The organism is Allorhizobium paknamense (assembly GCF_030815125.1).
In the GTDB taxonomy this organism is placed as follows: Bacteria; Pseudomonadota; Alphaproteobacteria; order Rhizobiales; family Rhizobiaceae; genus Allorhizobium; species Allorhizobium paknamense.
This window is the reverse complement of the sequence record NZ_JAUSWH010000028.1, coordinates 14,433-32,531: the sequence shown is the minus strand read 5'-3', so window position 1 is coordinate 32,531 and position 18,099 is coordinate 14,433. Positions and strand designations below refer to the sequence as shown.

The following is an 18,099-nucleotide window of genomic DNA, read 5'->3' as shown; positions in this document are numbered from 1 at the left end:
CGCGCTTCCAAGGGCCTGGGTGAGGGATGGCCCCGGAATCCCTCCGGCCGCAGTCAACACCCGTTGCAAGGACGCACGCGCGGCCGGGCGCGCCCTGTCACTGTCAGTGAAAGCGCTGACAGTGACAGGGCAAACCGCACATTCCGCCTCCCGACGATCTTCCGCCGTGAGCGCCACATACGGCCCAATGTCAGCCCCATATTCCCCCGTCACCGCATAAATGCATGACGCGTGCCGCACGGAGGCCGCGTTGAATTCAACCTGCGACACCTTTGCCACGTTGCGACCTGGCATGAACCTTTAAGGAGACAAGCGATGCGACGACATCAGGCACCACACACGAATGCCTACGGGCATAAACCCACCCCGGCCGGAACGGCTCCACGGGCACGACACCGGGAAGGTCCAGACGGACAACCATAGAAAGGATTGCACCCATGAGGAAACGAAGCGCCTCTCGCGGGCATAACAGATGGAGGCTCACGACCGGCATCCGCACTAGCTAAACGGATTATCCGGCCCATGGCGTGACTTGTCACGCAATCCTGCCGCCCGAATGGGCAGGGATCTGGCCAATAACACTCACCACACCATGAACAGCTACGAAATGTCGATCAGGCTTCTGACCGCCCACAATCCGGACGGATCGAACGCCACGCAAGATAACCGGCACAGAGGCCTGGTCGCCATGGGCGAAGAGCTGCATAGCCTCGGCTACAAGCTCAAGCACGCCCGCAATTTAAAACCCCACCATGTCAACGCCTTGGTCAACCACTGGAAGGCGACCCGGATTACCGACGCCACCATTCGCAACCGGCTGGGCTGGCTGCGCTGGACCGCCGACCACGTCGGCAAGCCCGGACTCATTCCGAAGGACAACAGCGCGTTCGGGCTCGAGGAGCGTACGCCGTACAAAGGCACCAAGGCTCGCCGGCTGGATGCCGCAACACTTGCCCGTGTCCGCGACCCCGGCATCCGGCTGGCCCTCCAGCTCCAGGCAGCCTTTGGCCTCCGGCGTGAGGAAGCCTTGAAATTCCGTCCGTCGATCGGCGACCGCGGCGACCACATTGCGCTCAAGGCAAGCTGGTGCAAGGGCGGAAGGGCGCGCGAGATCCGGATCACCCACCCTCGCCAGCGTGAGATTCTTGACGCCGTCGCACGCCTTGCGGGCAACGGCTCCCTTATCCCGACCGGACGAACGTATCGGCAGCATCTTCAAACCTATAAGGCGCAGACCCGCGCAGCAGGCCTCGGCCAAGCGCACGGTCTCCGCCATGCCTACGCCCAATGGCGCTATAAAGTTCTTACCGGATGGCCCTGCCCCGCCGCCGGCGGCCCTCCAGCTGAAGCAATGAACGCGACCAACCGCCATTTCGACAGCCTGGCCCGCATGCAGATCAGCAACGAGCTTGGTCACAGCCGCATCGATGTGACCGATACCTACCTGGGCCGCCGCTGGGCGACAGGCCATTACCAGAAAGCAACTGGATGACGATCGGTCAACGGTTGATCAAAACGGCCCTGAAGGCTCTAGAGGATCTTGCCGCTCGCGAGTTCAGCCGCGAGAAAATCCTCGTTGCCTGCCAGGAGGCTGCGGCAAAGGGCTTGACCAGTTGCCTGATCAAACCGTCCCTGCCCGTCGATGTTTCTCAAACGGAGTACATTAAGATACTCAAACCTCAACTGGAAAAAGAATGGCTTCAGCTGACGTGGCTTTCGCACGGCCTGCCAGGTGAGCCGACGTACAAGGTGCTGGAGGTAAGGTGGGCGCAACGCAGAGCGGTATGAGCATTCCGTTCGTGGTCTCTAGGAATCTGGCTCCCATTGCGGATCGCGTTGTTGCTCAAGCAATTTCGCGTGTTCCAGAGTCTTTTGTCCTATGGATTTGGCCCGATGCTCTGCCATGTACATACGTAGAGATGTGCGTCTGTCTTCCCTCGTCGTGGTCGGTTGACCGTCTTGTTCGGGAAGGCCCCTTTCCGCTTCCGGTACTGGCCTTGCTTGCTGAGACTTCAGGTCCTGTTCGCGGGCCTTGCTAAGCGCGGGGTCGAGATGGATCTCGGACAACAGTTTTTGTCGGAGCATGTAGCGTGTCGTATGCTCTGTGTTCAGGGCCTGAATTTTGGTCTCACGGGCACGAACAGTGAGAGATCTATCCTGAGCGATCTTCCGTATTTCTTGCTCGATCTCGTCGAGGCGCGACTCCGTCTGTTTCAGTTCCCACAACATGCGACAACTCCGTCAGCGAGAGAATTTAAGCGAGATATTCCTGTAAATCGACCGCATCTGCGAATTGTGCCAGATAACGCTCGGAACCACGTTTGTACTCGAGTAACATAGCGTAGTCACTCCGGGCTTTGTCCAGTATACGTATCCTGAGGAGACGGCGATCTTCGTCTCCAGCTTGCGTCACAAGTGCTTCAAACGTCCGGATCTCGTCCTGAGCGGCCGAGATAGCCGCTGCAACGGCTTTCAATTCTTGGATGAAATGTGCCCGCCCATATGGCGTAAGGCCATTTTTGTCGGTTAGGTACTGGCCGTTGGCCTTCAACCCTCCGGTAGCCTCATCAAGCTCAAGCTTGGTGGCTAATGTGAGGACGTCGCGCCAATTGTTCATACATAAATATCGGTCTATTCCGGTAAAATATGCAAGCAATTAATCATCGGCGTCTTGGTCAATGCTGGGGTCCTGCTCTGATGTCGGAACTTCAGCCGCAAAACCGATCTGAGTGACACCTTCTCACGGTCGCCACGCCCCAGACCATTCAAACCCGACCTCGCCATTCTGGATCTTGACCCGTGCCACTTTTGCCCGCGAACCGTCATCAAACACGGCCACGACGTCACCCTCCCCGCGTTGCATAAGTTGGAGGGCAAGCGGCGCGACGTCTGTCCATGTGTCAACCTTGCCGTTTCGATGCACTATCTTGCCCGGCGTCGTTGAATAAGGACCGCTTGGAAGACGTTCCCGGTATTGGAATATGACTTCAAATCCCTGCGCCAAAGGCTTGGGTTTGGATAGCCAGTTACGAAGTTTTTGAAGCATCTACGCGTTCCTGATGGAGTGCCCGAACCAAATAATCCACACTGGGATCGTGTCAATCGTCCGGTTCATGCTCGCGATCCTGACCGCTGCTGGGTGAGGTGCCGGATTTGAACTGCCGGAGATAATTGCGATACATTTCTTTCCGCGACGTCTCGACAGGAGGATGGTGGATCAGCCGAAGGTCGTTAAGTTCCTGCTCCCGAGACACTTGATCCAGCTCCGCCCAGTACGAGGCTTCGATCTCGCGGTTGACGTCATGGCGCGTCCGGCCCCTGTCCAGATCCGCATAGTTCACGTTACGTGTGCGTTGGCGGGCACCCACGCCATTGCGATACCTCCGCAGGCGGGATACGGGAGTTCGCCCGTCAGATCGCATCCGGCGCGCGCGGACCCCTTCATGGATCGTCGGTTTACGACGAATACCCTGCTTTTCAAGCGTACGGCGGTCAACCCGTGCCGCATGCCGGCCTTCCTCCAGCGCAGCATTGGCGTGGGTTTCCCACGCGATGCGGATGCGTTCCGTAGACCCCTTCTCACTCGTGCCGATGACGCGTTTGCCTGTGTCAACATCACGATCCCGTAGCACCAGATGGCAATGCGGGTTCGATGCATCGACGCGGTTCTCATGAAACGCCGCGAGCCAGGAAGCCCTGCCCTTCGTCAGATCTTCCGCAAACTTGCGGACGAGAGCCACTCGCTGCTCGGGCGTCAGTTCACGCGGCAAGGCGAGCATGATCTTGTCCGCGACCCGCGCATTCTTCCGGTCCCTGTCCTCCGCCTCCCGCAACCAGATGCCCGCGGCTTTGGCGTTACCTGGCATGCGTCGCGCCTCGAGATTGTCGAGGGCGCTGTCTCTTGTGATGTAGGCGATATGCGCTGAAGCCGTGTGCGGCTCACGCTGCGTCGATTTTCCGATGGGTTTATGGCTCAGGCTGTAGATGGCCATGGCAGGTCCCGGAGACGGGTTTGCTTTGCAAACCCATAAGTGCGCACTAACGTCGATTGAGCTACAATGCAGAAAAGAGGCCATTCTTCAAGAGGCCCCGCAGTACCCGGCTTCAGCCCTGCCCTTGACGCCTGCCAGAAAACCGGTTGAGTTGCTCCGATCGCACTTCCGACGGGTGGCCCATGGCACTGCTGAATTGGTTAAGACGCAAGAGTTCCCCGGTCCCGGCACTTTCCGACGCGGAACCGATCGCAGCTCCTCCGGCGGAGGTCGGTCATCCCGCCACGCCACAGGCAGTCAGTCTCCCCGCAGCTGCGCCCGCGGATATCGTCCCTCCCCCTCGGAAGGTGATGGCGCCGACGGCGCTACGCCTGCCCTGGATGGTTGTCTTCGACCGGGAAATGGAGCGGTCGGGATTTGCTGGTGTGTTTGCGGTTCAGGATGTGCCGGCAGGAAGCGAGGTCTGGGTGGACGAAGCTGCCCGTAAGGCGCGGATCACGTATCCCGATGGCCGTATAGCGGCATGGCTTGGCACCGCGGTTCTCCAGGTTCGCCCGGATGAGCAGTTGTACGAAGTAACCTGGCATGTTCCCGGCGCGGATCCCTATCGCATCCAGTTCCGCCCGATGGACGAGTGGTGTGAAGACGCAACCATCCGCGAGACCGGTTACGAGCTGTATATGGAACGGGTGCAAGGAAAAGAAGATGTTCTCTGGCCCCAGTTCACGGCGCTGGCTTTGGACCCGCTTCTGAACCCTGCAGGGTGTCCGCTTCCGGACGGGACGTACATTCATCACGACATTGCGTTCCGTATCGATTTCGGCAGGCATGGAAGCCCGGCCTCGTTGCTGCCGGTCGCGGATACCCTCCCTCCGGTGCTGGATTTTCCCTACCGCTCCGAACTGGCCCTCCACCGCCCCGTCGATGCAGGCGGTAAAACCATGCCAGCCGGGTATTACCAAGCGACCGTTTCGGGGTTCCGGATGGCCGAGGGGGAGGTCACAAGCCTGACTTGCCGCGGAAAGGCTGGGGTATTCCATGTTTCCGGCAAGGTGATCGTGGGCATGCTTCACGACCGGTCGGCGGAGATCCTGTCGGTTATTGAAGATCATATGCTGCACTATTGAGGAACCATGTCTGGAGACCTGACGCCGACTGCCCGATTGAACATGCGCCTTGCCGCCATGGCCGCCTCTGACCGTGAGGCTGATCTCGTCCAGCAGGCGCGGCGAGACGAGGCGACGGAAAACGCCGCCGTGCGGTTGATTGCGGTTGCCGACCAGACATTCGCGGACCCGGTCGGGATCATCCGTGCGCGCTGGTCCAGGCAGGCTTCCGGATCGTTCATCTTCTCGCGCGCCGTTCACGATTTCTCCGATTACGAAGCATTCATCTACAAGCTGACGCTCATCCTCGCTGGGTTAGGAGCCATCCGCCGCGATCTTGCGGAGGCACTCGCCGCATCGGCAGCCTATGCCGGCGGCAAGGCCCGGATCGAGCGTGATGCACCGTCGCTTTCTGGCTACGCATTTCCCGAAGACCAAAAGCTGATTGAAAAGGGCGACAGCAATGAGGTCCCGAGACCGCTGGCCGAACTTGCGCCGGACATCAGCGCCATGGTTCAGCATGCAAGATCGTCCCGTTCGTCGACCCTGAAAGCCTGGATTGTCAAACATGCCGGCGCGGCGCCGGGAGCTGCCATTCCGGCCAGCTCGAAACTGTTTACGGACCAACCCGGCCCCTACACCCTTCCCCTCGGCTTGTCGCCAGACGGACGTACGCTGCATTATCAGGGCGAGTCGTCGCTCCTCACCATCGCCCGGCAGGGCAGCGGCAAAACGCAGTGCCACATCCTGCCGACCCTCGCGAGCTACAGGGGTCCCGCCATCGTCCTCGACATCAAGGGGGAATGCTACGCACAAACTGCCCAGTGGCGAAACCACAAGGTCGGCCCTGTCCTGCGGTTCAGTCCCACGGAACCCGACCTTAGCAGCCGCTACAACCCGCTGGACTTCGTAAGCGAAGATGCGGAGGAACTCTGGGAGAGTTCACGCTTCATGGCAGATCTTCTGATGGTCATCGACAGTCGCGGCGACCCGTCCTGGGAACGCCACGGCAAGGATCTTCTGACGCTGATTATTGCGTTTGTGACCGAAGTCCATGATCGGGAAGACCGTACAATGGACAAGGTCCTCGACTTCGTCTCGACCATCGGCCTCGAGGAGATGATGGCAGCGGTTGGGGCCGCCGACAGTCCGTTCCCGCAGGCCATGCGGCGTGTTGCCGCTCGCTTCAGCCAGATGGCGTCACGGGCGCCGAAACAGTTTGAAGGCGTCCTTGGCGCTGTGTCCCAGCACCTGCAGGTTTGGGAAGGGCCCAAACTTGCCAAAGTCACCGCAGCCTCAGACTGGACCCCGGAGGTTTTCCGCACCGAGCGGGACACTATGCGCTGCCCGACCCTGTACTTGTGTGTGCCGATGGATGCGCTCGTGTCCTACGCGCCTGTTCTACGGGTTATTATCGGACAGCACGTCAGGCGCCTGATGCGCGATCACTCGCGCGATCACGCACCGATCCTGTTCCTTCTCGACGAACTGCCCAAGCTGGGCACCATGGACCCGATCCGCGAAGCGCTGGAAGTCGGCAGGTCTTATGGCATCCGGCTCTGGATGATTGCCCAGTATCCCGAGCAATTGCTGAAGGCCTATCCTGATGTCGGCGAAGGGATGATGGAATCCTGCGATGTCCGCATGTACATGAACCCCACCTCGCACACCGCCGAGCGCCTGTCGAAGGACTTTGGCATGTCCGAAAGCGTGTTCGGCAAATCCCGCAAGCCCCGTCTCGAGGCAACGACGATCCTTTCACCAACTCATCGCAACAGCATTTTCGTGCTCGCCACGAACGAAGCCCCGCAGATCCTGCGTAAAGAGTTTTTCCACGAGAAAGGCTTCCTAGAGCCTTGACCGTAGCTGCTTGACAGCGTCTTCGCGCGATTCAATCGCGATCATAAGCCGAGCCCGGTCCATGAATTCCGTTGCGTTCAGAAACAGGATGTTCAGGCGCTTCAGTTCGCTTTCCAGCACGGTGATCTTGGCAAGGGTCTGCTGACGCGCTGCTTCCCGCTGCGCCTGGTATTTCAATTTGTCCTCGGCGCGTGCCATGTCTGCCGCGATCCGACGCGCCTCCTTGGCCCTGGCTTCGGACGCGGCCTTATCAATCCTTGCAAGCTCCGCGTTGCGAAGATCGTCGAACAGGACGGCCGGATGTGCCGTCAGCGCCGGAAAATAGAATGCAATCCCCGGCTCTGTCACAAGGTCCGTGGCGATGGCAGACCAGTCGACCGCCTTGCCTCCGGCCATGTCCGCCTTGACCGCCCGGCGCAGGACGTCCAGTTCCACCGCGACATCCTGACGACAGCCAAGAATGTAGTCGCTCGTATAAATTCCGGTTCTCAGATGGGAAGGCGACGGACTGGCAGCGCGTTCCGCCAGGTACGCTGCACGCTTGCGGGGATTGCGCCGCGCGCGCGGCGTCAGCCCGCTGAAGATCGGGTTGGCGTCTATCTCGCGTGCCACGGTCTCGATCCACCAGTCTGATAGTCCCTGTAACATTCCCTGCCCCTCGCAAACGGGTGCAGGAGACCAGATTTCCAACACCTTATCAAGATGATGAAAAGGCCGCTTGCGCGGCCCTTGGTCAGTATTCATCGGCCCGCATCACGGTCAGGATGCGGCTGGTCACCGCCGGATCGGCAGGGTCAGGCGAGGCATAGCTGCGGTCGCGATCGTAGTAGTCGATCTTCCAGAAGTACCGGGTTTCCCGGTACGTGAAGGCGCCGAAGTCATGCTCTCCGTGCGGATCGTTGTCCGGCGTGAAGGCGTCGAACGTCGTAACCAGGCGCAGGATCGCGGCGATGTCGCCCGGCGGCAGGTCCGCCACCCCGGAGGTCAGCAGCAGCTGACCCTGAGGCGCGAACGGCATGGCACGGAACCGGTCGTTCAGCTCGCGGATACGGAGAAGCTCGGATGGGATCATCACCGGACCTCCTCGACGCGGAAGCCGTCGTCACCGTCATACATATGCTCCAGCGCGTTGAGGCCTTCGGCGTCATAGCGGGCGCGGATTGTCGCAAGAGCTTCTTCGGCGCTTTCGGCCTCGACCGTCGTGCTGAACACGTCCCATGTGTCGAGGCATACCCGGAATGTCCGGGTCGGGAGCGCGCTCATCGCGCGTCTCCCTTCTGTTCGTCGGCGCGTGGCTTGCGGACCACCAGGCGACCATCCACCGGCAGGCAGGTCAGCTGGATGTTGAACCCTTCGCCGTCCTCGTGGGCCCATGCGGCGCCGATCTTCGTCCAGAACTTCTTCTGGCCCTCGCCGTCGACGTGGTAGACCGCGTGGGAAGGTTTGTTGGTTTGCGTTGTCATGAGGTTATCTCCCCTTGGTTATCCGGCCACCCAGTGCGGCCGGTCGGGGGTATGTCAGCGGCGGAAGGACTGAGGCGCACCGCGCCGCGCCAGGTCAACCGGCCACACGGGAGCGCAGCGAAGGAGCGGGCAGCCGGATTGACGTGGACAGCCGACGACGCATAACCCGACCTCAAGCAGGCCGCAGGGAGGACGGAAACTTGGGGAGATATTGACACACGCAATCCCCTCTCCTCGCGTTCCTGACGACGCGGGCAAGGTTCTGGATGACGACGTTGCGGGGGTAGGCGTTCGGACATTATCCAGCTTGCCTGTCTGTGGGCCGGTAGGTTAGCCAGTCGCTGCCCGACACGACAACAGGGAGCAGATGCCCGCCTCTGCTTTCAGGTAGTCTTGCTTAACGTGGCTTCCAGACGCGGCGCAGCAAGGTGACAAGATCTTCGACGATCGCACCCGCATCATGCCGCAACGCCGCCCGGGGTTTTTGGGGTGGTGTCAGATGGACCGGCTCGCGGGTCGGTGACTGGAATCCCAAACTCATGCTGCCGGGACTTGCGCGATGCTCGCTGGCTGTTCGCCAGGCAAGGTTTTCGCCGGCCTCAAGGGTTGCAGCGACGACAACGTGGGTCAGGCGCTGGGTCGGATCGATCTCGTCCAGCACGTCGCCTGCGAACGCCAGTGCTCTCCGGGCGTTCTCGGATACATCCTCCTCGATGACCATCGGCCAGCCACCGTCAACCCTCGGAAACGGCAGGCTTACGACGACGGCTCCCGTTGGATCAAGCGACACGGATGCGCCGTCTTTCTGGGTAACCGTAAGGATGCCGTTCTCGACCCGCTTGGTGGTCGCCTCGCCCATGTCAAAGATGCGGACATTGCCGAACATGGCGCGTTTGATCAGGTTTTCCGCCAGTGCCGGATCTTCCAGCTGGCTCGGACGCAGAATCGCCTGGGTTGGCCCTCCTGCAAACGCTACCACGAGCTTCCGGCTGGACTGGTAATAACTGGACCGCCGCTCAGCGGACGGCAGTGACGCCAAGGCACGCGCCAGCATATCGTCGGGATTGAGCGGGGCTGCCGCTTTCGACAGCTCCCACTGGTGGATCGCGCGCGTGATCAGGCCGCGCAACTGCTCGGGGGTCCGGAACCCGCCGCGAAACAGGCCCCCCTCCCAGGCCTGAACCTCCGTGACGAACGCCTGCTCGTCCGGCTCGCGATCGACGCCTTCCTCCACGAAAGCAATCACCGGATGGCCACCCTGGGCGGCACGGTATTCTTCATGGGTTGCCGACAGCCCGGAAGCCTGCTTGGCACCGTATCTGGCGCCGAGGATCAGGATGACCAGGCCGGATTCCCGGAGACCCTGAAGGCAGGCTACCTGGGGTGAGTTGGGGCTTGGCGCGAACTGTTCGGCCATGACCGGCTGATGGCCAAGCTGGTCGATCGCCACCCTGGCCGCTTCGCGGATGTCTTCCATGCCGGTGATCAGTGAACTGATAAAGATCTTCATGTGTGTCGTCCCCTCCCCCGGATAGCTCGCCAGACCGATTCTAACGCGATTATAGCCATTATCGGTCGTTCCCTGAGTCCCTTTCATGCAAAATGCCGAAAACTCACTACGTCGATGTGCAAGCTCGTCTGGAACTGGAAGCGACGACGATCCCAATCTATTCAAAAATCCCGAATTAAAAAAATGTCAGCGCAAGCGTTTTAGATAAGTTTTGACAGTTTTAGAAAGAAGAAGTTTTAGAGTAAGTTTTACTCTGAAATTCGTCATCCAATTCAATGCCTTGAAAGCTGATTCTGGAACGAAGTACGGTTTTGACGGAATGATGTACGGTGATTGACGGAACGAAGTACGGCGCCGACGGAACGAAGTACGGTCTTCGCGGACCGATGTACGGCAGGTTTTGACATATCCCCATGTTACCCACAGACGGCTGTGGATAACCCACGCCGTTGGCGCCCAAAGGGATTTTTGTCAAAGATGGGCGGATCGATGTACGGCGCTTTGACAAAATCGGCGGAAGAAGGGTGCGCGGCATTTTTGTCAAAGAAGGGCGGACCGAAGTACGGCGGTCTGACAAAATCATGCCAGCGCCGGAAGATCCATTTCCGTGCCGGTCACCCTGTTGCGTTTCCGCATGTGCAGGATCATGTCATGGCCGCGATCCTCAAGGGACAGGTCGTAGTCCGGAAGCGGCGTCGTCTTGGCAGTCTCCACGATCTCCACAATGGTTTGGCGGAACTTCCGCATGGGCACTTTCGCGCCGCTGCGTTTGTGCAGCTCCTTCAGCGAGTAGAACGCGGTGGTGTCGCCCGCGGCCTTGCGGGCGAGGCGGTAGATAAATTTTGCGATCGGGCGCGAGAGCAGGAAGTAGTCGGGATTGAGGGTCAGGATGGTCGGCTTGCCGTCCGGGCGTACAACGCCGTCGTAGACCCACAACGGGATCTCGATCTCGACCTGGTCGATGCGGTCCTGGAACGTCCGGCTCACCACCTTGTAGCGCCCGATCAGCGGGAAGGATTCTGTCGCGCGACGGTCGCGAGCGTCGCGGTCACCCTTGAGATTGGTGATGCGGATGTTGGTCGCCTGAAGGCGTGCCAGCGCACGCTCGAGGTCTTCGTACTGCTTGCCCCCCAGTTCGCGGCGGCAGAACTTCAGGATCTCGGCTGCGGCGGGGCGGTAGACCTGGGGCGGAATGCTCGGCTTGAGGCCCTTGGCCTCGTCGATGCGGTACTGGCGGGTTGCCTCGGCAAGGTGCGAGATCATGTTGATCACGATATCGTAGTCGTAGGCCGTTGCCAGGCCCACCTCCGCGCCGCCCTCGATCGTGATGATCGAGTCCTTGAGTTCGTAACGGATGACCCCTGCCCCGCCGGACTTCGATAGCGCGAACGGCGCGATGTCCATCAGGTTGAAATCGTCCTTGATCGGTGCGTCCTGCACGGTCGGGACGAAAAACATCAGCTGGGCATCGTCCAGCGGCGCCGGACGCGAGAACCCGGTCGCCCGCTTGGGCGCCGGAAGCTCGTGATTGAGGATCTTGCGGACTTCGTCGGTACGGATGCCGTCGGCGATCTTTTCCAGAACGCCGCGCAGCTGGCCTCCCAGTTCCGCCAGTTTGAGGTCCGCCATCGAGCGTCGGCTGTAATAACGGCGCAGGCGCGCCAGGGCGTCCTTATCCAGCTCGATAGGCTCTTCCCCCCGTGCCGTCATGATCTCGGCGGCGACGCCCTGAAGGTACGCGTTCTTGTCGTGCAGCGACAGGTCGGCGAAGTCTTCGCGGGATTTCAGGTGGAGTTTCTTGATAGCCATGACATGCACCGTACCCTGCCGGGAGATTCCTGCCAATGGTTTTTGCTTGTTTTGCCCGCCGGTTCCGGGGCTTTTGCATTCAGATGAGCCTATGCTACCATGTAGTATCTGGTAGCTACCAGCTAAGGCAGCATTTTGCGGATCAAGCTGTAAGCGGTATCTAGTAGCTACTATATAGATATCTGGTAGCTACTAGTAACATTTTGGTATCACTGGGATAGCCGATAGCTACCGGCTAACATTGGCTATCTGGTAGCTATCTGTTAGGTTTTTCACCGTAGGATGACAAGGAACAGAAGGATACCGCCATGCCCGTGATCTCATTTGCCAACCCCAAGGGTGGCGCCGGCAAGACAACCTCCGCGCTCCTGCTCTCCGGCGAGCTTGCCGCCCGCGGTGCATCCGTTGCCATCATCGATGCCGATCCCGAACGCTGGATTTCCCAGTGGGCCGCCCTGCCGGGCAAGCCCGATAACATCACGATCATCGGCGATGTGACCGAGGATACCATCACCGACCTTATCGAGGACGCGTCGTCCGAGCACCAGTTCGTCATCATCGACTGTGAAGGCACCGCGAGTTTGATGGTCGCCAACGCCGTCGGCATGTCGGACCTGGTCATAATCCCGACCCAGGGCGCCTCCATGGATGCCAAGGGCGCATCCAAGACCATCAAGCTGATCCGCAACCAGTCCCGCATGGCCCGCCGCGAGATTCCGTTCGCGGTTCTGCTGACCCGCGTCAGCGCGGCGGTGACCTCGCGCTCGCTGAAGAACGTGCGCGATCAGCTGGACAACGCCGGGATTGAGGTTCTGTCCACCTCGATCGTCGAGCGCGCCGCGTACCGCGACCTGCTGGATTTCGGCGGTCTGCTGTCGAAGCTCGATCCGAAGCAGGTCAGCAACGTCGAGAAGGCGGTGCAGAACGCGATGGAATTTGCCGCTGAAGTGATCGCGCGCCTCAAGCAGGCGGGCGTGCAGGGGAGGGCGGCCTGATGAACAACCGTCCCAGCCTCGGATTTGACGACGACATCGACGAGACGGTCACAGCGGAACCCGCCGCGGTGCTGGATCTCAGCGACTTCAAACCGACCCCTGCTAAGCGGCCCGACAAGGCTGCCGTTGCCAAGGCTGCCGAGAAAACCCAGTTCAAGAGCCGCGAACCGAAAGCGGTCGCCGCGCAACCGGCTCCCGTACCAAGCCCGGCACCTGTCGCCGCTCGAGCCACCCGTCGCCGTCGCACAGGTCGCTCGGCCCAGCTGAACCTGAAGGTCCGGCCGGACACGATCGAAGCGTTCTACGCGATTGCCGATGCCAACGGCTGGGTGCTGGGGGAAGCATTCGAGAAGGCGGTCGAGTTGTTGCACCAAGCCTCAAAGAAATGATCAAATTTTAGAGCTGACGGTGCTCCCGCAGCTCTTCAGAAATCGAGTAATTTCCATCGCGAATCCGCTCAGTTATCGAAATGGTGTAGTCGATGACTGCAAAATCTCCACGATAAAGACCGAGGCGGGCTATCTCGTTCATAATGGGTTCAAGCGTGGCCTTACTGACTTCGCCTGCTGAGACGATGTTGACCGTCAGGATCTTCCCGGCAGTGTAATGTATATCCACCGCCAACTCTAAGCCGTTGGGGGTCGACACTCGAAATTTCTGGCTGGCAAGCGTCTCTCGCACCAGACGCCAAGTGCTTTCGAAACCTTCTAAATGATAGTGGGGCATCATTCCTCCTTGGACTAGATCAACCAAGGAAGTGGGGTTCCGTTCAGCTAATGCAAGGCCTTAGGAGTTGCCTTCGCAGTGCTCCTGTGCTACTCGAAGTGTAGTTCCGAGAGCTGATCCTGTCATCGCAGAGGAACATCCCGTGTAAGGGAAAAGGCCGTCCGCAGCCTGGCATCTAATCCAAGCGGAACCCTAGGTCGCAGGGATGTCGAAGCGATCACGATGTCTGTCGAGCTGTTGACAAACCACGCTCGAGCATCGGGAGTCAGGTCCCATGCAAACAGAGATCGCCCGAGGCGTAAGCCGGGCGATTTTCTGTGCCCGGCTAGGAGAAATCTATGACCGGAGCATCAACACTTCACTTAACATTCAATGGACTGTCTGTCTCGGCTGAGGGGTCAGAGGCTATTTGGGTTCTATTCTTCATGATCCTGATAGCCTTGATGACGCACATCATCGTGAAGCGATAGTCCAATGCTCAAATTCAAACAGGAGAACACATGTCAGAAATCTTCGACACAAGTGCACAATATAACGACTGGCAAGGTGCTGTAGCGGCGGACAACGACGTCGATGCTACTATACAAGCGCTTTTGACGGATCGAGGTCTTAAGACCGACGACGAGATCGTTGTCGGATTAACGTTGTACGCGGGAGAAACCTATTCTTCCATTTCCGCCTACCTAGTGAAGGCTCAGAACTATGAGGAAGCGAAAGCGCATCTAGCGGGTTCATCTTCTCCAACCGCACGAAAGGTCGAAATTGACGGACTTACGATCCAAGAATTCGTCGGCCTATTCAAGCGTTTCAGCGTTGCAATGTCTTGGCAAGGCTTCGATCTCGTGGGCAAGGAGTTAATTACGGATCAATAAACCGGCCTTTCGCCGAAATCAGCGGGCTCAGGTGTTTCATCTACATCAGAGCCCGCTTTATCGTTCTTTGGCTCACACAGAAGGCGGCTGCTAAATCTGTAGACCCCTCACCGTTTGCGTATCGTTTTGAAATTTCGCTTCGATCGTTTGCATCTAGTTTCGGCGGGCGTCCGAACTTGACGCCGCGCTGTTTGGCCCTTTCTCGCCCATGGGCAGTGTTCTCCAGGATCCTCAGCCGGTGCCAGCGGGCAAACCATCCGAGAATGAACAGCAGCAGATCTGCCATTTCGGACGTGGTGTCGATGAACGGTTCATCAAGTAACCGCAGGCCTGCGCCCGCATCCTTCACCCGTTGCAAGATTTGCAGCATGTCGAGCGGATCCCGAGCCATGCGGTCGGTTACGGTCGATAGGATGATATCCCCCGGCTTCAGGGTTGCCAGCATACTCTGCAACTGCGGGCGGTCGCGCGCGGATTTGCCGCTGCGCTTCTCCTGAAATATCCGGCGACAACCAGCCGAGCGCAGACGATCAAGCTGGTATGCAAGGTCTTGCCCGTCGGTGCTGACACGGGCATATCCGATGAATCTGGTCATGGCTGTCTCCTGATTGACCTCGGAAACCATGCCACCTCCATGTCACTCCTCGGATACGGATTCTGGGACAGAAGTCACGACTTTTGCAAGAGTCTTGCCCGCATAATGACGTTATTTAGCGACATTGAATCTATTCAGATTTTAGAGCCTTGTGACTAGCGCACCTCTGCTATTACCTCTTCCGGCAAAAGTCGTGATTTTTGCTACCCAGTGATTGCCGCAGGGGCGGCAACCTGGCTACCTCACCGATATTTCGGATTTCGCCAGTCTCTCTCGCTTGGAGGCTTGTTTCTCATGCTCATTCCCAGTCGCAGCATTTCGTCCAGCTTTAACCCTGCTCTCGCGGCTCTCGCGATCGCGCTCCCGCTTGCCTTGGCCTCCTGCTCGGGTAGTCAGTCCCTCGAAGGAACCTACCGTGATAACGCAGGCAATACGTTCGAAGTGATCAAGGGCGGTACCGCCATACTCAAGGGTGAGGGCAAGCAGCTTGTCTTCAAATGGGAACAGCTTGGTGAAGACCGTCTGAAGCTGACACCCGGCCAGAATGTCGTGTTCAACGGAAGTGACGAGGACCAGATCTGCAACTTCAACTTTCCGGATGCCAAGTCGCTGTACGTCGGCGGTTGCCCCATCATGAAAAACGTCCGCATGACCCGAATGTAAATGGCATGGGAGGCGCGATCATTTTCCAGTCCCCACCACATTGGAACGCACCATGAGAGCTATCACTCTAGGCCTTCTGCCTGCCATCCTGTCAGCCGTGCCCACCTTCGCCGCTCAACCGGCAATGCTCCCTAACGCCTGCGGAGTGCCGGTGCATCACGCGCTGGTCGAGATCGGCAGCCACAAGCCTCCCCAGATATTCACACCCGAGTTGATCAATGGGCGCATGGAGTTCAACTACCTGAGCGAGACATCCGAGCCGCTGACAGCCATGTGCTTTCGTACCGCAGAGGAGGGCAGCCTGTTCCGGGTGCCTTTGCCGCCGGGCCTCACGCGCTGCGCGTTCGCAGAGGGCGCGCTGGCCTGCTCGCCCGCGCCGACCGGCGCTAAGGCGGCTCCAGAAGCGTCGCAAGGCCTGCCGCCTGCGGTCGCAAAAGAAATGGATGCTTGGCGCAAGGAGTGTGGTCCATCAGGTCGTGCGGAGTTTTCAGATGATTACCTTTCCCGCGGCGATATCGATCGGGATGGTGCCGCTGATTTCATTCTCAATGGCGACGGCGCGACCTGCGTGGAGAACGGCCGTGTGGTCGCCAGGGGAGGGGGTAATGGCGGGACCAGCCTCAAGATCTTCATGGGGAACGGGCGTGCGGCTGACCCTGCGCTCGACATCTTCACTCAAGGTGCCGAGATTTTCGCACATCAAGGATTTGCGATCGTGAAGACGCTTGAGGGCAGCTATCGTCTTGCCAATGGAATCGCAAAAAGGACTAAAGCTTTGTCCAACGCAAGACCCGTGTATACGTTAGCACGATAGCAAAAATCAGAGCCAATATTCATATCTGGTACAATACCGCCATTTAATTACTAACGTTGGTCAAGCATCCATCTTCTCTGCGAGAGTAAAATATGTTTATCTCCGTAAAGTTGAAGTGAGTTGGGGTCACTTTGGTTAGGGGGAATAAAATGCTGTCACGCAGCTATCGTCTTCTCGCATCCTTTCTAATACCTGTAGTGCTAACGGCGTCTCCGACATTTGCGGATCGAAGATGTACTGATCCAGACACAGGAGAACGCCTTTCATATCCCGAAAACGTTCTGATCGAGCTTGGGGGTCTGGCGGTAAATCCAGACGGCACTACTGCATCTTACACAGTGGGTGATCATGGTTATACGTATCTGGCTAATGGCGTAAACCTTGTAGGTAAGCCAAGGATACCCTGCGCACCAAAAGCTAATAACATAAAATGCCGTAATGAGTGGCTGAAGGCTGAAGCTCAGGGGTTCAGGGCAGGCTCACCAGTGTTTTGCGTCTTCGCAATGGAGGTAGTCCCAATTGAGGAGAACAAGCCTAGGGTCCCGTGCGAAAGGGAACTCGGAGATGGGCGTTTTCTAGTAGGCGACGGGAAAGGCCGACCGAAGATAGGAGAAAATGTTCCTACGGCTACCGGGGGCACAACGCAGACGTATGTCTCGACAACAGCGCTAAAACACCTTGTAGGGGGAGGGGTGGTTTCCGTGGATGCAGCAAAAGTGCCCGGAATCGTAGTACCTCGTAGCCACTCTGGCCTATTGGGATCAGTGGCTTGGGTCAGTTACAAAGGAAGAGCTACGTTTGCTCTCGTAACCGACATTGGTCCAAGGTTCGGTGAGGCGTCCATAGCCCTACACCAGATGCTTCAATATGGTTCTCTTCAAAATCTCCAGCCGGTCGGTCCGATACCGAAAGACCAAAGGTGCTCGACCAGCGAGTTGAAACTAAAAGCTCCATTCCAATCGAAGCCTGATCATTCCGAAGATGTTTGCAGGCGTGGTCGAACAGTCGAAACCGCGACCGACATACGTGCATATGCGGGTATAGAGGACGGAGTGACGACCATTATTCTTCCGGACGTGAAACCTAGGTCTGAAGGCGGAGTCATACAATCCGATCTCGCCACTGTCTCTTTGTCAGAACTGGCAAACAAAGGTGGCTATACAGAGAAGAAGCTGAAGCAGATGGCCTCATGTCGCCTTAAGCAAGGAGAGAAGCCTTGATAAAGCTTTCATACGTCGTGGCCTTACTTTGCGCCGTCGTTCCGACTTTCGCGCTCGCAGATGCGGCAACACATGAAATCACTATGCGCCTCGATACGCTTGATAAAACGGATTGCGGAGGTGGCAGCTGCGTCCCTGCCTGCATGATCAAAGCCACCCTTAAAGTGACAGAGAGAGGACCTGCCAACAGCGTGCCGATTAACGTTTATCTCTGGTATCGGAACAAGAACGTTGAAAATGAAGAGCGCGCTATCTCGCTGTCTTTTGATGGGCTAAAGAAGGGTGAGATATCGGAAATTACAGACCATGTACCGGGTCACCAATGTCGGGAAGTCAAGATCGATCGGGTAACAGTAGAATGTACGGGTGAAGATCGATGCCCGGGCTTTTACTATGTCCAGATTCCCGAAACGCCAACGTTCGGGTTGCCGGCGCAGAAGGTTGAGGGAAAATAGTTTCGCAGTATTCCGGAGC

At 58.5% G+C, this 18,099-nt stretch carries 23 protein-coding genes; 11 read left to right on the top strand and 12 right to left on the bottom strand.

From position 1 onward, the window contains the following. Positions 1-592: 592 nt before the first annotated feature. A complete protein-coding gene (locus tag QO005_RS23190) occupies positions 593-1,492 on the top strand; it encodes a phage integrase N-terminal domain-containing protein (RefSeq protein ID WP_307160397.1) in 900 nt (299 codons plus the stop codon). Next, on the top strand, positions 1,489-1,788 hold the full coding sequence (locus QO005_RS23185) for a hypothetical protein (RefSeq protein ID WP_307160396.1): 300 nt from the start codon (positions 1,489-1,491) through the stop codon (positions 1,786-1,788). Before QO005_RS23190 ends, QO005_RS23185 begins: the two co-directional genes overlap by 4 nt. Before the next feature lie 18 nt (positions 1,789-1,806). Here the strand turns inward: QO005_RS23185 and QO005_RS23180 are convergent, their stop codons facing one another. From QO005_RS23180 to QO005_RS23165, 4 genes are all read right to left on the bottom strand, one after another. After that, positions 1,807-2,229 (bottom strand): hypothetical protein, encoded by a 423-nt coding sequence (locus tag QO005_RS23180; protein ID WP_307160395.1) that lies wholly within the window; start codon positions 2,227-2,229, stop codon positions 1,807-1,809. A 25-nt stretch (positions 2,230-2,254) separates the two neighbouring features. Then, positions 2,255-2,617 carry a hypothetical protein gene (locus tag QO005_RS23175; protein ID WP_307160394.1) on the bottom strand — a complete coding sequence of 121 codons (363 nt, stop codon included), beginning with the start codon at positions 2,615-2,617 and terminating at the stop codon, positions 2,255-2,257. Between the two features lie 123 nt (positions 2,618-2,740). Continuing rightward, positions 2,741-3,046, bottom strand: coding sequence for a hypothetical protein (locus QO005_RS23170; protein ID WP_307160393.1), 306 nt, complete (start codon positions 3,044-3,046; stop codon positions 2,741-2,743). Between the two features lie 52 nt (positions 3,047-3,098). Further along, positions 3,099-3,992 carry a MobA/MobL family protein gene (locus QO005_RS23165; protein ID WP_307160392.1) on the bottom strand — a complete coding sequence of 298 codons (894 nt, stop codon included), beginning with the start codon at positions 3,990-3,992 and terminating at the stop codon, positions 3,099-3,101. A gap of 350 nt (positions 3,993-4,342) precedes the next feature. Between QO005_RS23165 and QO005_RS23160 the strand changes: the two genes are divergently transcribed. Both QO005_RS23160 and QO005_RS23155 read left to right on the top strand, forming a co-directional pair. Then, positions 4,343-5,119, top strand: a complete 777-nt coding sequence (locus QO005_RS23160; protein ID WP_307160391.1) for a hypothetical protein — start codon at positions 4,343-4,345, stop codon at positions 5,117-5,119. 6 nt (positions 5,120-5,125) lie between these two features. Then, positions 5,126-6,958, top strand: coding sequence for a type IV secretory system conjugative DNA transfer family protein (locus QO005_RS23155; RefSeq protein ID WP_307160390.1), 1,833 nt, complete (start codon positions 5,126-5,128; stop codon positions 6,956-6,958). Here the strand turns inward: QO005_RS23155 and QO005_RS23150 are convergent. The 6 genes from QO005_RS23150 to QO005_RS23125 form a co-directional block, all read right to left on the bottom strand. Then, positions 6,947-7,702: a hypothetical protein gene (locus tag QO005_RS23150; RefSeq protein WP_307160389.1), complete on the bottom strand. Its 756-nt coding sequence runs from the start codon at positions 7,700-7,702 to the stop codon at positions 6,947-6,949. The genes QO005_RS23155 and QO005_RS23150 overlap by 12 nt on opposite strands. Then, the gene (locus QO005_RS23145) at positions 7,692-8,030 is read right to left on the bottom strand and encodes a DUF3768 domain-containing protein (protein WP_307160388.1); all 339 of its coding nucleotides are present in this window, start codon (positions 8,028-8,030) and stop codon (positions 7,692-7,694) included. The genes QO005_RS23150 and QO005_RS23145 overlap by 11 nt, the downstream gene beginning before the upstream one ends. Continuing rightward, positions 8,030-8,221, bottom strand: a complete 192-nt coding sequence (locus tag QO005_RS23140; protein ID WP_307160387.1) for a hypothetical protein — start codon at positions 8,219-8,221, stop codon at positions 8,030-8,032. The genes QO005_RS23145 and QO005_RS23140 overlap by 1 nt, the downstream gene beginning before the upstream one ends. Beyond that, positions 8,218-8,421 carry a hypothetical protein gene (locus QO005_RS23135; protein WP_111802326.1) on the bottom strand — a complete coding sequence of 68 codons (204 nt, stop codon included), beginning with the start codon at positions 8,419-8,421 and terminating at the stop codon, positions 8,218-8,220. Before QO005_RS23135 ends, QO005_RS23140 begins: the two co-directional genes overlap by 4 nt. A 397-nt stretch (positions 8,422-8,818) precedes the next feature. Next, on the bottom strand, positions 8,819-9,931 hold the full coding sequence (locus tag QO005_RS23130) for a DUF4062 domain-containing protein (RefSeq protein WP_307160386.1): 1,113 nt from the start codon (positions 9,929-9,931) through the stop codon (positions 8,819-8,821). 579 nt (positions 9,932-10,510) lie between these two features. Continuing rightward, positions 10,511-11,740, bottom strand: coding sequence for a replication initiator protein A (locus QO005_RS23125; RefSeq protein ID WP_307160385.1), 1,230 nt, complete (start codon positions 11,738-11,740; stop codon positions 10,511-10,513). A 308-nt stretch (positions 11,741-12,048) separates the two neighbouring features. Here QO005_RS23125 and QO005_RS23120 point away from each other — a divergent pair, with 308 nt between their 5' ends. Further along, the gene (locus tag QO005_RS23120) at positions 12,049-12,735 is read left to right on the top strand and encodes an AAA family ATPase (protein ID WP_307160384.1); all 687 of its coding nucleotides are present in this window, start codon (positions 12,049-12,051) and stop codon (positions 12,733-12,735) included. Further along, on the top strand, positions 12,735-13,124 hold the full coding sequence (locus QO005_RS23115) for a stability/partitioning determinant (protein ID WP_307160383.1): 390 nt from the start codon (positions 12,735-12,737) through the stop codon (positions 13,122-13,124). Before QO005_RS23120 ends, QO005_RS23115 begins: the two co-directional genes overlap by 1 nt. A gap of 7 nt (positions 13,125-13,131) precedes the next feature. Here the strand turns inward: QO005_RS23115 and QO005_RS23110 are convergent, their stop codons facing one another. Continuing rightward, positions 13,132-13,464: a hypothetical protein gene (locus QO005_RS23110; protein WP_307160382.1), complete on the bottom strand. Its 333-nt coding sequence runs from the start codon at positions 13,462-13,464 to the stop codon at positions 13,132-13,134. A gap of 497 nt (positions 13,465-13,961) precedes the next feature. On the opposite strand from QO005_RS23110, the gene QO005_RS23105 reads away from it, so the two are divergent. Next, complete coding sequence (locus QO005_RS23105) at positions 13,962-14,333, top strand: hypothetical protein (RefSeq protein WP_307160381.1); 372 nt, start codon at positions 13,962-13,964, stop codon at positions 14,331-14,333. A gap of 40 nt (positions 14,334-14,373) precedes the next feature. Here QO005_RS23105 and QO005_RS23100 read toward each other — a convergent pair whose 3' ends face one another. Continuing rightward, complete coding sequence (locus QO005_RS23100; protein ID WP_307160380.1) at positions 14,374-14,928, bottom strand: recombinase family protein; 555 nt, start codon at positions 14,926-14,928, stop codon at positions 14,374-14,376. A gap of 294 nt (positions 14,929-15,222) precedes the next feature. Between QO005_RS23100 and QO005_RS23095 the strand changes: the two genes are divergently transcribed. From QO005_RS23095 to QO005_RS23080, 4 genes are all read left to right on the top strand, one after another. Continuing rightward, positions 15,223-15,591, top strand: coding sequence for a hypothetical protein (locus QO005_RS23095; protein WP_307160379.1), 369 nt, complete (start codon positions 15,223-15,225; stop codon positions 15,589-15,591). Positions 15,592-15,643: 52 nt separating this feature from the next. Then, a complete protein-coding gene (locus tag QO005_RS23090) occupies positions 15,644-16,405 on the top strand; it encodes a hypothetical protein (RefSeq protein ID WP_307160378.1) in 762 nt (253 codons plus the stop codon). Between the two features lie 149 nt (positions 16,406-16,554). Then, positions 16,555-17,625 carry a hypothetical protein gene (locus QO005_RS23085; RefSeq protein WP_307160377.1) on the top strand — a complete coding sequence of 357 codons (1,071 nt, stop codon included), beginning with the start codon at positions 16,555-16,557 and terminating at the stop codon, positions 17,623-17,625. Beyond that, positions 17,622-18,080 (top strand): hypothetical protein, encoded by a 459-nt coding sequence (locus tag QO005_RS23080; protein ID WP_307160376.1) that lies wholly within the window; start codon positions 17,622-17,624, stop codon positions 18,078-18,080. The genes QO005_RS23085 and QO005_RS23080 overlap by 4 nt, the downstream gene beginning before the upstream one ends. The last annotated feature ends 19 nt before the right edge of the window (positions 18,081-18,099 follow it).

Excerpts from the sequence above, each read along its gene's own strand:
- QO005_RS23135 (WP_111802326.1), bottom strand. The coding sequence starts at position 8,421 with ATGACAACGCAAACCAACAAACCTTCCCACGCGGTCTACCACGTCGAC.
- QO005_RS23155 (WP_307160390.1), top strand. The coding sequence starts at position 5,126 with ATGTCTGGAGACCTGACGCCGACTGCCCGATTGAACATGCGCCTTGCC.
- QO005_RS23180 (WP_307160395.1), bottom strand. The coding sequence starts at position 2,229 with ATGTTGTGGGAACTGAAACAGACGGAGTCGCGCCTCGACGAGATCGAG.
- QO005_RS23085 (WP_307160377.1), top strand. The coding sequence starts at position 16,555 with ATGCTGTCACGCAGCTATCGTCTTCTCGCATCCTTTCTAATACCTGTA.
- QO005_RS23115 (WP_307160383.1), top strand. The coding sequence starts at position 12,735 with ATGAACAACCGTCCCAGCCTCGGATTTGACGACGACATCGACGAGACG.
- QO005_RS23170 (WP_307160393.1), bottom strand. The coding sequence starts at position 3,046 with ATGCTTCAAAAACTTCGTAACTGGCTATCCAAACCCAAGCCTTTGGCG.
- QO005_RS23120 (WP_307160384.1), top strand. The coding sequence starts at position 12,049 with ATGCCCGTGATCTCATTTGCCAACCCCAAGGGTGGCGCCGGCAAGACA.
- QO005_RS23125 (WP_307160385.1), bottom strand. The coding sequence starts at position 11,740 with ATGGCTATCAAGAAACTCCACCTGAAATCCCGCGAAGACTTCGCCGAC.
- QO005_RS23150 (WP_307160389.1), bottom strand. The coding sequence starts at position 7,702 with ATGAATACTGACCAAGGGCCGCGCAAGCGGCCTTTTCATCATCTTGAT.
- QO005_RS23160 (WP_307160391.1), top strand. The coding sequence starts at position 4,343 with ATGGCGCCGACGGCGCTACGCCTGCCCTGGATGGTTGTCTTCGACCGG.
- QO005_RS23165 (WP_307160392.1), bottom strand. The coding sequence starts at position 3,992 with ATGGCCATCTACAGCCTGAGCCATAAACCCATCGGAAAATCGACGCAG.
- QO005_RS23185 (WP_307160396.1), top strand. The coding sequence starts at position 1,489 with ATGACGATCGGTCAACGGTTGATCAAAACGGCCCTGAAGGCTCTAGAG.
- QO005_RS23175 (WP_307160394.1), bottom strand. The coding sequence starts at position 2,617 with ATGAACAATTGGCGCGACGTCCTCACATTAGCCACCAAGCTTGAGCTT.
- QO005_RS23090 (WP_307160378.1), top strand. The coding sequence starts at position 15,644 with ATGAGAGCTATCACTCTAGGCCTTCTGCCTGCCATCCTGTCAGCCGTG.
- QO005_RS23145 (WP_307160388.1), bottom strand. The coding sequence starts at position 8,030 with ATGATCCCATCCGAGCTTCTCCGTATCCGCGAGCTGAACGACCGGTTC.
- QO005_RS23095 (WP_307160379.1), top strand. The coding sequence starts at position 15,223 with ATGCTCATTCCCAGTCGCAGCATTTCGTCCAGCTTTAACCCTGCTCTC.
- QO005_RS23110 (WP_307160382.1), bottom strand. The coding sequence starts at position 13,464 with ATGATGCCCCACTATCATTTAGAAGGTTTCGAAAGCACTTGGCGTCTG.
- QO005_RS23190 (WP_307160397.1), top strand. The coding sequence starts at position 593 with ATGAACAGCTACGAAATGTCGATCAGGCTTCTGACCGCCCACAATCCG.
- QO005_RS23130 (WP_307160386.1), bottom strand. The coding sequence starts at position 9,931 with ATGAAGATCTTTATCAGTTCACTGATCACCGGCATGGAAGACATCCGC.
- QO005_RS23105 (WP_307160381.1), top strand. The coding sequence starts at position 13,962 with ATGTCAGAAATCTTCGACACAAGTGCACAATATAACGACTGGCAAGGT.
- QO005_RS23140 (WP_307160387.1), bottom strand. The coding sequence starts at position 8,221 with ATGAGCGCGCTCCCGACCCGGACATTCCGGGTATGCCTCGACACATGG.
- QO005_RS23100 (WP_307160380.1), bottom strand. The coding sequence starts at position 14,928 with ATGACCAGATTCATCGGATATGCCCGTGTCAGCACCGACGGGCAAGAC.